Source organism: Enterobacter sp. WP_7_1 (assembly GCF_003688535.1).
Lineage (GTDB): Bacteria > Pseudomonadota > Gammaproteobacteria > Enterobacterales > Enterobacteriaceae > Enterobacter > Enterobacter asburiae.
In genome coordinates, this window is the sequence record NZ_REFK01000005.1 from 87481 (window position 1) to 100065 (window position 12585).

Annotated in this window: 12 protein-coding genes; 9 read left to right on the forward strand and 3 right to left on the reverse strand. The window is 58.1% G+C overall.

All coding sequences use genetic code 11. The features are described 5' to 3' along the window. Nucleotides 1-29 precede the first annotated feature (29 nt). From BJ885_RS19030 to trmL, 9 genes are all read left to right on the forward strand, one after another. Nucleotides 30-1937, forward strand: a complete 1908-nt coding sequence (locus BJ885_RS19030; RefSeq protein ID WP_023309922.1) for a PTS mannitol transporter subunit IICBA — start codon at nt 30-32, stop codon at nt 1935-1937. Nucleotides 1938-2037: 100 nt separating this feature from the next. After that, nucleotides 2038-3186, forward strand: coding sequence for a mannitol-1-phosphate 5-dehydrogenase (mtlD, locus tag BJ885_RS19035; protein WP_032665121.1), 1149 nt, complete (start codon nt 2038-2040; stop codon nt 3184-3186). Beyond that, nucleotides 3183-3773, forward strand: a complete 591-nt coding sequence (gene mtlR / locus BJ885_RS19040; protein ID WP_032661869.1) for a mannitol operon repressor MtlR — start codon at nt 3183-3185, stop codon at nt 3771-3773. Before mtlD ends, mtlR begins: the two co-directional genes overlap by 4 nt. 58 nt (nt 3774-3831) lie before the next feature. Further along, nucleotides 3832-4194: a YibL family ribosome-associated protein gene (locus BJ885_RS19045; protein ID WP_029742228.1), complete on the forward strand. Its 363-nt coding sequence runs from the start codon at nt 3832-3834 to the stop codon at nt 4192-4194. A gap of 337 nt (nt 4195-4531) precedes the next feature. Beyond that, a complete protein-coding gene (lldP, locus tag BJ885_RS19050) occupies nt 4532-6187 on the forward strand; it encodes an L-lactate permease (RefSeq protein ID WP_038417734.1) in 1656 nt (551 codons plus the stop codon). Further along, nucleotides 6184-6957: a transcriptional regulator LldR gene (lldR, locus tag BJ885_RS19055; protein ID WP_023294814.1), complete on the forward strand. Its 774-nt coding sequence runs from the start codon at nt 6184-6186 to the stop codon at nt 6955-6957. The genes lldP and lldR overlap by 4 nt, the downstream gene beginning before the upstream one ends. Then, on the forward strand, nt 6954-8141 hold the full coding sequence (gene lldD, locus BJ885_RS19060) for an FMN-dependent L-lactate dehydrogenase LldD (protein WP_121932608.1): 1188 nt from the start codon (nt 6954-6956) through the stop codon (nt 8139-8141). The genes lldR and lldD overlap by 4 nt, the downstream gene beginning before the upstream one ends. Nucleotides 8142-8322: 181 nt before the next feature. Continuing rightward, the gene (locus BJ885_RS19065) at nt 8323-9663 is read left to right on the forward strand and encodes an aromatic acid/H+ symport family MFS transporter (protein WP_121932607.1); all 1341 of its coding nucleotides are present in this window, start codon (nt 8323-8325) and stop codon (nt 9661-9663) included. A gap of 46 nt (nt 9664-9709) precedes the next feature. Continuing rightward, nucleotides 9710-10183, forward strand: coding sequence for a tRNA (uridine(34)/cytosine(34)/5-carboxymethylaminomethyluridine(34)-2'-O)-methyltransferase TrmL (gene trmL / locus BJ885_RS19070; RefSeq protein ID WP_033147028.1), 474 nt, complete (start codon nt 9710-9712; stop codon nt 10181-10183). Here the strand turns inward: trmL and cysE are convergent. From cysE to secB, 3 genes are all read right to left on the reverse strand, one after another. After that, complete coding sequence (cysE, locus tag BJ885_RS19075) at nt 10180-11001, reverse strand: serine O-acetyltransferase (protein ID WP_008502718.1); 822 nt, start codon at nt 10999-11001, stop codon at nt 10180-10182. The genes trmL and cysE overlap by 4 nt on opposite strands. A gap of 74 nt (nt 11002-11075) precedes the next feature. Beyond that, nucleotides 11076-12095, reverse strand: a complete 1020-nt coding sequence (gene gpsA, locus BJ885_RS19080; protein ID WP_023309915.1) for an NAD(P)H-dependent glycerol-3-phosphate dehydrogenase — start codon at nt 12093-12095, stop codon at nt 11076-11078. Next, a complete protein-coding gene (gene secB / locus BJ885_RS19085; protein ID WP_003860835.1) occupies nt 12095-12562 on the reverse strand; it encodes a protein-export chaperone SecB in 468 nt (155 codons plus the stop codon). Before secB ends, gpsA begins: the two co-directional genes overlap by 1 nt. Between the last annotated feature and the right edge of the window lie 23 nt (nt 12563-12585).

The following is a 12585-nucleotide window of genomic DNA, read 5'->3' on the forward strand; positions in this document are numbered from 1 at the left end:
CTAAGCGTAAACAGAAGAAGGGGTGTTTTATGTCATCCGATTTCAAGATCAAAGTTCAAAGCTTTGGTCGTTTCCTCAGCAACATGGTGATGCCAAATATCGGCGCGTTTATCGCGTGGGGTATCATCACTGCATTGTTCATTCCGACAGGGTGGTTGCCTAACGAAACGCTGGCGAAACTTGTTGGCCCAATGATTACCTATCTCCTGCCGCTGCTCATCGGTTTCACCGGTGGTCGTCTGGTGGGCGGTGACCGTGGTGGCGTAGTGGGTGCCATCACGACCATGGGTGTTATCGTCGGTGCGGATATGCCGATGTTCCTCGGTGCAATGATTGCCGGTCCTCTGGGCGGCTGGGCGATTAAGAAATTCGACGTCTGGGTTGATGGTAAGATCAAATCCGGCTTCGAAATGCTGGTGAACAACTTCTCTGCCGGCATCATCGGGATGATCCTCGCGATTCTGGCGTTCCTCGGCATTGGCCCTGCGGTTGAAGTGCTGTCCAAAATTCTGGCGGCAGGCGTTAACTTTATGGTTGCGCACGATATGCTGCCGCTGGCGTCTATCTTCGTAGAACCGGCGAAAATCCTGTTCCTGAACAACGCCATCAACCACGGCATCTTCTCGCCGCTGGGTATTCAGCAGTCTCACGATCTCGGCAAGTCTATCTTCTTCCTGATTGAAGCCAACCCGGGTCCGGGTATGGGCGTTCTGCTGGCGTACATGTTCTTTGGTCGCGGCAGCGCTAAGCAGTCTGCTGGCGGTGCAGCAATCATTCACTTCCTGGGCGGTATTCACGAAATTTACTTCCCGTACGTGCTGATGAACCCACGTCTGATCCTGGCCGTTATCCTTGGCGGTATGACCGGCGTGTTCACCCTGAGCGTGCTGGGCGGCGGTCTGGTGTCTCCGGCCTCTCCGGGCTCTATCCTGGCGGTTCTGGCGATGACGCCAAAAGGGGCGTACTTCGCCAACATCGCGGCCATCTGTGCGGCCATGGCCGTCTCCTTTGTGGTCTCTTCTATCCTGCTGAAAACCAGCAAAGTGAAAGAAGACGACGATATTGAAGCGGCGACCCGTCGTATGCACGACATGAAAGCCGAATCCAAAGGCGCAACCCCGCTGGCGGCTGGCGATGTGTCTAACGACCTTAGCCACGTGCGTAAAATCATCGTTGCCTGTGACGCCGGTATGGGTTCCAGCGCAATGGGTGCAGGCGTGCTGCGTAAGAAAGTGCAGGATGCGGGCCTGACCAACATCTCCGTCACCAACAGCGCTATTAACAGCCTGCCGCCGGACGTTGACCTGGTCATCACGCACCGCGACCTGACCGAACGCGCCATGCGTCAGGTGCCGCAGGCACAGCACATCTCGCTGACTAACTTCCTCGACAGCGGCCTTTACACCAGCCTTACCGAACGTCTGGTTGCGGCGCAGCGTCACGAAGACAATGAAGTGAAAGTGCGCTCAAGCCTGCAGGACAGCTTTGACGAGAGCAACGCCCACCTGTTCAAACTGGGTGCGGAAAACATCTTCCTCGGTCGCACAGCGGCTACTAAAGAAGAAGCGATTCGCTTTGCCGGCGAGCAGCTGGTGAAAGGCGGCTACGTTCAGCCTGAATATGTTGACGCGATGCTGGAACGCGAAAAACTGACGCCAACCTACCTGGGCGAATCCATCGCGGTGCCGCACGGTACGGTTGAAGCGAAAGATCGCGTCCTGAAAACCGGCGTCGTATTCTGTCAGTATCCGCAGGGCGTGCGCTTCGGTGAAGAAGAAGACGACATCGCCCGTCTGGTGATTGGTATCGCCGCTCGCAACAACGAGCACATTCAGGTGATTACCAGCCTGACCAACGCGCTGGACGATGAGTCTGTCATTGCGCGTCTGGCGAGCACCACCAGCGTGGAAGAAGTCCTGGCACTGCTCAACAAATAACGGTACTCCTCCCTCTCCCCCATGGGGAGAGGGCTAGGGTGAGGGGAAACGTTCCTCACCCCAGCCCTCTCGGGTAAAAACATTGATGAAGGTTAACACTATGAAAGCATTACATTTTGGCGCAGGTAATATCGGTCGTGGTTTTATCGGTAAACTGCTGGCAGACGCGGGCATTACGCTGACATTCGCCGATGTGAATCAGGTGGTCCTGGATGCCCTGAATGCGCGTCATAGCTATCAGGTCCATGTGGTCGGTGAAAACGAGCAGGTTGAGACGGTATCCGGCGTTAACGCGGTCAGCAGCATCGGTGAAGACGTTATCGACCTGATCGCCAGCGTTGATCTGGTCACGACGGCCGTCGGTCCGGTTGTCCTTGAGCGCATCGCTCCTGCGGTTGCGAAAGGCCTGGCAAAACGTAAAGCGCAGGGCATCGACGCCCCGCTGAACATCATCGCCTGTGAAAACATGGTGCGCGGCACGACGCAGCTGAAAGGCCACGTGCTCAACGCTGTAGCCGACGAAGACAAAGCCTGGGTTGAAGCGCACGTCGGGTTTGTGGATTCCGCCGTGGACCGCATCGTTCCGCCGTCTGAATCCGCCACCAACGACCCGCTGGAAGTGACCGTGGAAACCTTCAGCGAGTGGATCGTTGATAAAACCCAGTTTAAAGGCGCCCTGCCGACCATTCCGGGAATGGAATTAACCGATAACCTGATGGCATTTGTCGAACGCAAACTCTTCACGCTGAACACCGGGCATGCTATAACCGCGTACCTCGGAAAATTGGCCGGTCATCAGACCATTCGTGACGCGATCCTTGATGAGAAGATCCGCGCGGTGGTAAAAGGGGCAATGGAAGAGAGCGGCGCGGTGCTGATCAAACGCTACGGTTTTGATGCTGATAAACATGCAGCATACATCCAGAAAATCCTCGGTCGCTTTGAAAACCCGTATCTGAAAGATGACGTTGAGCGCGTGGGCCGTCAGCCTCTGCGTAAACTGAGCGCGGGCGACCGCCTGATTAAGCCGCTGCTGGGCACGCTGGAATACGGCCTGCCGCACGCCAACCTGGTGAAAGGGATTGCCGCCGCGATGCACTACCGCAGCGAGCAGGACCCACAGGCGCAGGAACTGGCTCAGCTGATTGATGACAAAGGCGCGCAGGCTGCGCTGGCGCAGATTTCCGGTCTGGACGCCAACAGCGACGTGGTTGTGGAGGCGGTTAACGCATACAACGCAACCAAATGATGCACAGTGCGGCGCAGGTTAACCTGCGCCCAGATAATAGATTGTCAGATATGCAGGCAATAATGGAACAAACCCAGGCCTTTGAAAATCGTGTGCTTGAGCGTCTGAATGCTGGCAAAACCGTACGAAGCTTCCTGATTGCCGCCGTCGAGCTGTTAACCGAGGCGGTGAATATCCTGGTGCTTCAGGTGTTTCGCAAAGACGACTACGCGGTAAAATATGCTGTAGAACCGTTACTGGACGGAGACGGACCGCTGGGCGATTTATCCGTGCGTCTGAAGCTGATTTATGGTCTTGGCGTGCTGAACCGGCAAGAATATGAAGATGCGGAGCTGTTAATGGCGCTGCGCGAAGAACTCAATCATGACGGTAATGAGTACACCTTTACCGATGATGAGATCCTGGGGCCCTTCGGCGAGCTGCACTGCGTCACCGCGCTGCCCCCTGCTCCCCATTTTGATAACAGCGACCCTGAGCTCTACGCGATGCAAAAGCTGCGTTATCAACAGGTTGTCCGTTCCACGATGGTTCTCTCCCTGACTGAGCTGATTTCCCGAATCAGCTTAAAAAAAGCGTTTCAGAAGTAAGCCTGCTCACATTGGTGTATCCTTCCCTGTAAATTCCCCGTTTTCAGAGTTATTTGTCATGAAAGAAGTCGAAAAGAACGAAATTAAACGCCTGAGCGACCGCCTGGATCTGATCCGCCACCAGATGGCTGGCCTGTCACTGGTCGAGTCCGCCGAGAAGTACGCCGAGCTGGAAAAAGAAGCCGCCACGCTGGAAACAGAAATCGAGCGCCTGCGCGAAGTTAAAGGCCAGAAGTTGAGCAAAGAAGCGCAGAAGCTGATGGACATGCCGCACCGTCGCGCGATCACCAAAAAAGAGCAGGCCGACATGGGCAAGCTGAAGAAAAGCGTCCGTGGTCTGGTGGTGGTGCACCCGATGACCGAGCTTGGCCGCGAAATGGGCCTGAAAGAGATGACGGGCTTTTGTAAGACCGCGTTCTGATACTTATCCCCCTCACCCTAACCCTCTCCCCAAAGGGGCGAGGGAACTGTACGGTGCGTTTTTCTCCCACTCCCCGTGGGAGAAGGCTGGGGTGAGGGCTTCAGGCCCCATCCCGCTTCAAATTGGCCCAACCAATCCCCGTTTTCTTTCTTCCCCGGTTCACAATTCCATTAATTCTGCTCACAAACTCATTGCCTGACCATAACATTTGGTTAACCATTCATTGTCATTAACCCTACAACACAACATTGGCAGGACCACTTTTACACAACCTGTGACGCAGAGTTGAGCGGAGACTCACCCGCAGCGCAGGCTGTCTGGTCCCCAGGAGACCTGCATGAGCCTCTGGCAACAAAACTACGACCCGGCCGGTAATATCTGGCTGTCGAGCCTGATCGCATCGCTTCCGATCCTGTTCTTCTTCTTTGCGCTGATTAAGCTCAAGCTGAAGGGCTACCTCGCCGCGACGTATACCGTTGCTATCGCCCTGATGGTGGCGCTGTTCTTCTATAAAATGCCGGTCGATCGCGCGCTGGCCTCCGTCGTCTACGGTTTCTTCTACGGCCTGTGGCCGATTGCGTGGATCATCATCGCGGCGGTGTTTGTCTATAAAATCTCGGTGAAAACCGGGCAGTTCGACATTATCCGCTCGTCGATTCTCTCCATCACGCCGGACCAGCGCCTGCAGATGCTGATTGTCGGCTTCTCCTTCGGGGCGTTTCTGGAAGGTGCGGCAGGCTTTGGCGCACCGGTGGCGATCACCGCCGCGCTGCTGGTCGGTCTGGGCTTTAACCCGCTCTATGCCGCGGGCCTGTGCCTGATTGTGAACACCGCGCCGGTTGCGTTTGGCGCGATGGGTATTCCGATTCTGGTGGCCGGACAGGTCACCGGGCTGGACAGCTTCGAGATCGGCCAGATGGTTGGCCGCCAGCTGCCCTTCCTGACCATTATCGTCCTGTTCTGGATCATGGCGATTATGGACGGCTGGCGCGGCGTGAAGGAGACCTGGCCTGCGGTGATGGTGGCGGGTGGTTCGTTCGCGATTGCCCAGTACCTCAGCTCGAACTTCCTCGGCCCGGAGCTGCCGGACATCATCTCTTCGCTGGTATCGCTGGTCTGTCTGACGCTGTTCCTGAAACGCTGGCAGCCGGTACGTATTTTCCGCTTCGCCGACATGGGCGCCTCGCAGGTTGATCAAACCCTGGCCCGCACGGGCTATACGGCAGGACAGGTGATCCGCGCCTGGTCGCCGTTCCTGTTCCTGACCGCAACGGTGACCCTGTGGAGCATTCCGCCGTTTAAAGCCCTGTTCGCGCCGGGCGGGGCGCTGTACGACATGGTGATTAATATTTCCGTACCGTTCCTCGACAAAATGGTCGCCCGTATGCCGCCGGTGGTGCACGCCGCCACGCCGTATGCCGCGGTCTATAAATTCGACTGGTTCTCCGCCACCGGTACCGCCATCCTGTTTGCCGCACTCCTTTCCGTGGTGTGGCTGCGCATGAAGCCTGCGGCCGCGGTGCAGACCTTTGCGGCGACCATTAAAGAGCTGATGCTGCCGATTTACTCCATCGGCATGGTGCTGGCGTTCGCGTTTATCTCGAACTACTCCGGCCTGTCATCAACGCTGGCACTGGCCCTGGCACATACCAGCCATGCCTTCACCTTCTTCTCGCCGTTCCTCGGCTGGCTGGGGGTGTTCCTGACCGGTTCCGATACCTCGTCTAACGCCCTGTTTGCCGCGCTGCAGGCAACGGCAGCCCAGCAGATTGGCGTGTCGGACGTCCTGCTGGTGGCCGCGAATACCACCGGCGGCGTGACCGGGAAAATGATCTCTCCACAATCCATCGCCATTGCCTGTGCGGCGGTGGGACTGGTCGGTAAAGAGTCGGATCTGTTCCGCTTTACCGTGAAACACAGCCTGATATTCACCTGCATGGTCGGGGTGATCACCACCCTGCAGGCCTATGTCTTAACCTGGATGATCCCATGATAGTGATGCCCAGACGCCTGTCCGACGAGATTGCCTCTCGCGTGCGGGCGCTGATTGAAGAACAACAGCTGGAAGCGGGCATGAAGCTGCCCGCCGAACGCCAGCTTGCCGCCCAGCTTGGCGTGTCGCGCAACTCACTGCGCGAGGCGCTGGCGACGCTGGTCAGCGAAGGGGTGCTGGTGAGCCGTCGCGGCGGCGGCACCTTTGTGCGCTGGCAGCATGACGACTGGTCCGAGCAAAACATCGTGCAGCCGCTGAAGACGCTGATGGAGAACGACCCGGACTACAGCTTCGACATCCTTGAAGCGCGTCACGCCATCGAAACCAGTACCGCCTGGCACGCGGCCATGCGGGCGACCGACGCCGACAAAGAGAAACTCATCGCCTGCTTTGAGGCCACGCAAAGCAGCGACCCGGATATCGCCTCCCAGGCGGACGTCCGTTTTCACCTGGCGATTGCCGAGGCGTCGCACAACGTGGTGCTGCTCCAGACCATGCGCGGGTTCTTCGACCTGCTGCAATCCTCCGTTAAACAGAGCCGCCAGCGCATGTATCTGGTTCCGCCGGTGTTTGCCCAGCTTACCGAACAGCACGAGGCGGTGCTCAACGCCATTCTGGCCGGTGATGCCGAGGCCGCACGCAAAGCGATGATGGCGCATCTCGGCTTCGTGCACACCACCATTAAACGATTCGATGAAGACCAGGCCCGACAGGCGCGTATTACCCGTCTGCCTGGCGACAGTGATATTTCCAGGGAGAACAAAGCATGATTATTTCAGCAGCCAGTGACTATCGCGCCGCGGCGCAGCGCATTTTGCCCCCGTTCCTGTTCCACTACATCGACGGCGGGGCGTATGCCGAATACACCCTGCGCCGCAACGTGGAAGATCTGTCGGAAGTGGCTCTGCGCCAGCGCGTGCTGAAGAATATGTCTGACCTGAGCCTGGAGACAAAGCTGTTCGACGAAACGCTCTCCATGCCCGTGGCGCTCGCGCCTGTAGGCTTATGCGGCATGTATGCCCGCCGTGGCGAAGTGCAGGCCGCCGCGGCGGCGGATGCCAAAGGCATTCCGTTTACGCTTTCCACCGTGTCCGTCTGCCCGATCGAAGAGGTCGCCCCGACCATCAAGCGCCCGATGTGGTTCCAGCTGTACGTCCTGCGCGATCGCGGTTTTATGCGCAACGCGCTGGAGCGCGCCAAAGCGGCGGGCTGCTCGACGCTGGTCTTTACCGTCGATATGCCGACCCCCGGGGCGCGCTATCGTGATGCCCACTCCGGCATGAGCGGCCCGAATGCTGCGTTACGCCGCTACTGGCAGGCGGTTACTCACCCGCAGTGGGCGTGGGATGTCGGCCTGAACGGTCGTCCGCACGACCTGGGCAATATTTCGGCTTACCTCGGTAAACCGACCGGGCTGGAGGATTACATCGGCTGGCTGGCGAACAACTTCGATCCGTCGATCTCGTGGAAGGACCTGGAGTGGATCCGCGAGTTCTGGGACGGCCCGATGGTGATCAAAGGGATCCTCGATCCGGAGGATGCCCGCGATGCGGTACGCTTTGGCGCAGACGGGATTGTGGTCTCTAACCACGGCGGACGCCAGCTCGACGGGGTGCTCTCCTCCGCACGCGCCCTGCCGGCCATCGCCGATGCGGTGAAAGGCGATATTGCCATCCTGGCCGACAGCGGCATCCGCAACGGGCTTGACGTGGTGCGCATGATTGCGCTGGGCGCCGACAGCGTGCTGCTGGGGCGCGCGTATCTGTATGCGCTGGCGACGGCGGGCCAGGCGGGCGTGGCGAATCTGCTCAACCTGATCGAAAAAGAGATGAAGGTGGCGATGACGCTGACAGGTGCAAGAACGATTAGCGAAATCAGTAAGGATTCTCTGGTGCAGGAGTTAAGCAAATTACCGGCGGCGCTGGCTCCCCTTGCTCAGGGAAACGCGGCCTGACCTTCTCCGGTTAATCCCCCTTTCTCACGCGCCCGATTTCCCCCTCGGGCGCTTTTTTATGCCAAAAATAACATCCAGATAACATATTAGATAAGAAAATTTGACATCCACCCGCCGTCCGCAATTGTATAGACAAGCAAATACAAGAACACAAAAACAACATCAGATCGGAGTGGAGCGTATGGCGTATTCAGGTAAGGTGGATATTCAGCAGGTGATCGATGAGAGTCCCTTTTCAGGGTTTCACTGGCTGCTCATTGTGCTGGGCTTTCTGGTTCTGGCGATCGATGGTTTTGATACGGCAGCGATGGGTTACATCGCGCCTACGCTGTCGGCAGAATGGGGGATACACAAACAGGATCTGGGGCCGGTGCTGAGCGCAGCGCTGCTGGGGCTGTCGCTGGGCGCGCTGATTGCCGGTCCGGTCTCGGACCGGATGGGCCGCAAGCGCGTGCTGGTCTTTTCGTGTCTGTTCTTCGGCCTTGCGAGCCTGGGGACGGCCTGGGCGCAAAGTCTGAATACCCTGACGCTGTGGCGCTTTCTGACGGGCCTGGGGCTGGGCGCCGCAATGCCTAACGCCATCACGCTGATCTCCGAGTTTGCCCCCCAGCGCTGTCGCGCCATGGCGATTAATACCATGTACTGCGGCTTCCCTTTGGGTGCGGCGGGCGGCGGCGCGATCTCTTCCTGGCTTATCCCCCACCGCGGCTGGCGAAGCGTGCTGCTGACCGGCGCGATTGCGCCGCTGATTTTAACGCTGCTGCTGGCACTGTTTTTACCGGAGTCCGTGAAGTTTCTGGTGCAGCGCGGGAAAGACGTCATGCAGGTCCGCCGCATCGCCAGCCGGTTTGCCCGCAGCACGCTGGATAGCGTCACGGGCTTTTTCCTGGCGGAGGAGAAAGTCGCCTCTAAAAAAGGGAGCGTGTCGCAGCTGTTTTCCATGCCCTGGCTGCCCGGCACCCTGATGCTGTGGGTGACCTACTTTATGGGGCTGGTCATTTACTACGTTCTGCTAAGCTGGATGCCAACGCTGATGCAGGGGATGGGCTATGCTCTGGCGGAATCCGCCTGGCTCACCTCGCTGTTCACCTTCGGCGGCACCGCAGGCATTCTGCTCGCGGGCTGGATGATGGACCGCTGGGAAGCGCACCGGGTGGTTGCGTGTGGTTTCGTGCTGACAATGGGCCTTATTCTTTTGCTTGGCATTGAGCATAACCATATCGCCCTGTTTGGCGGGTTGATTTTCCTGATGGGGATCGCGATGAACGGCGCGCAGTCGGGGATGCAAACCCTGGCCGCCACCTTTTACCCTACCGAGTGCCGCGCGACGGGCATCGCCTGGATGCAGGGGATCGGCCGCTTTGGCGGCGTGGCGGGAACCATGACCAGCGCCCAGCTTCTCTCTATGCAGTGGCAGGCAGACAGTATTTTAATGATCCTCAGCGTGCCCGCTCTGGTGGCCGCTGCGGCAATCGTCTACAAAATGCTGTACAGCCGCTCGCAGGAACCCGGCGTCGCGTAGTTCCTCTCTTTTCTGCTATTCTGCCCCCCGCAATTAAGGGGGCAGCATGCTTAACATCGTTTTATTCGAACCAGAAATTCCGCCGAATACCGGCAATATCATCCGCCTGTGTGCGAACACCGGTTTTCGTCTGCATATCATTGAGCCGATGGGCTTTACGTGGGACGACAAACGTCTGCGTCGTGCAGGGCTGGATTATCATGAATTTACCGCCGTCGTTCGCCATCACGATTACGCCGCGTTTCTGGAAGCAGAGAAGCCGCAGCGCATGTTCGCCCTGACAACCAAAGGCACGCCAGCGCATAGCGCCGTGAGCTATCAGGCAGGTGACTATCTGATGTTTGGCCCGGAAACCCGCGGCCTGCCGGCCACGATCCTGGATGCCCTGCCCGCCGAGCAGAAAATCCGTATTCCAATGATGCCGGACAGCCGCAGCATGAACCTGTCGAACGCGGTGTCGGTGGTGGTGTATGAGGCCTGGCGCCAGCTGGGTTACCCGGGCGCCATTCTCAGAAGTTAAATGCCGTCACCATACTCGAAGGTATGGTGAATGCCGTTGAAGTGCTGATCCATGTCCATGGACGGCTTATCGCTGTCTGGTTTACCGACGATGCGCGCCGGTACGCCAGCGGCGGTGGTATGCGGTGGCACGGGCTGGAGCACTACGGAGCCTGCGCCGATCTTCGCGCCGCGCCCGACTTCAATATTGCCGAGGATTTTGGCACCCGCGCCAATCATCACCCCTTCACGGATTTTCGGATGGCGATCGCCGCTGGTTTTACCGGTACCGCCCAGGGTAACCGACTGCAGGATCGAGACGTCATCTTCAATCACCGCCGTTTCCCCGACGACAATCCCGGTGGCGTGGTCGAGCATGATCCCGCGGCCAATCTTTGCCGCCGGGTGAATATCGACCTGAAACGTCACGGAAACCTGGTTTTGCAGGAAGATCGCCAGCGCGCGGCGGCCTTCATTCCATAGCCAGTGGCCGATGCGGTAAGCCTGCAGGGCGTGGAAGCCTTTCAGGTACAGCAGCGGCGTAGAATATTTATCGACCGCCGGGTCACGCGTGCGCACGGCCTGAATATCGCAGGCGGCAGAGGCGATCATTTCCGGGTCTGCAGCGTAAGCCTCTTCCACCACTTCACGAATGGCGATAGCTGGCATGATCGAGGAAGCCAGCTTGTTAGCGAGCATATAGCTCAGCGCGCTGCCGAGATTTTCGTGCTTGAGTAGCGTCGCGTGGTAGAAACTGGCCAGCATAGGCTCGCAGTCGGCCAGCGCCCGGGCTTCGGCTTTAATATTGTTCCAGACGATATCCAGTTCTTCACACGGCATTGCTTACTCCAGACGATAGTTAATGACCAGCCAGTTCTGCGCTGGCTGGGTCATTCAGGTGACAACGGTTCCGACTAGTTACTGCTGCGCTCGTCCTTGCGCGCACGACCTAATAAGGTCAATGCTGCCTCGCGCGCATTTTTTCCGCAATACAATACCTGATAAATTTCCTCGGTTATTGGCATTTCGACACCGAAACGGTGCGCCAACTCGCGGACTTCTTTGGTATTGCGGTAGCCTTCAACCACCTGACCAATCTTCTCCTGCGCGCCTTTAACATCGCTGCCCTGTCCGAGCATCATGCCAAAGCGGCGGTTACGAGACTGGTTGTCGGTACAAGTCAGCACCAGGTCGCCCAGGCCAGCCATCCCCATAAAGGTGGCCGGATCGGCACCCAGCGCTTCGCCCAGGCGGGACATTTCGGTCAGCCCTCGGGTGATCAGCGCCGTACGCGCATTGGCACCAAAGCCAATGCCGTCTGACATCCCGGCACCAATCGCAATCACGTTCTTCACCGCACCGCCCAGCTGCACGCCGATAAAATCGGGGTTGCTGTAGACGCGGAAGCTCTTGCCGCAGTGCAGCAGCTGTTGAAGATCGTCGGAGAAAGCCTGATCGGTGGAGGCCAGCGAAATCGCCGTCGGCAGGCCAGCGGCCAGCTCTTTGGCAAAGGTCGGGCCGGAGATGACCGCCAGCGGGATCTCATCACCCAGCGCTTCGCGGGCAACGTCCTGCAGCAGGCGTCCGGTTTCGGCTTCCAGTCCTTTTGTCGCCCAGACAATGCGCGCATCCGGGCGCATCAGCGGCTTAATCTGACGGAGCACGTCGCCAAATACATGGCTCGGAACCACAATCAGAATGTTGCGGCTGGCCGCCAGCGCGGTCGCAAGGTCGCTTTCAAGATGCAGGGAGTCGGGGAACGGAACGTCCGGAAGAAACGCGACGTTGCAACGGTCGCGCTGCAGCGTGGCGATATGTTTTGGGTCGTGGCCCCAGAGAACCACTTCGTGACCATTTCTTGCCAGCGTGATGGCAAGAGCGGTGCCGTATGAGCCGGCACCGATCACAGTCATTGACGCATTAACAGTGCTCATCAGGCATCCTGATGTTGTTCAGCACCTTCGCCAGCTTGCTGCTGCAGATAGTTCATGAACAGCGCATCAAAGTTAACTGGCGCAAGGTTCAGTTGCGGGAATGTACCGCGGGAAACCAGGCTGGTGATGCATTCACGCGCATACGGGAACAGAATGTTCGGGCAGTACGCACCCAGGCAATGCGCCATCTGGTTGCCTTCGATACCGCCGATAGAGAAGATGCCGCCCTGCTGTACTTCACACAGGAATGCAGTTTCTTCGCCCAGAGACGCGGTAACGGTAACACGCAGCACGACTTCATACACGTCATCTGCCAGTTGGGTAGATGCGGTATCCAGATCAAGTTTAACCTCTGGCTGCCAATCTTTCTGGAAAACATGTGGCGCATTTGGCGCTTCGAAAGAGACGTCCTTGGTGTAGATACGCTGGATCTGGAAAGTCATTTCGGTGTTGTTTTGTTCTGACATGGAAATACCCTTTTTAATTGTCC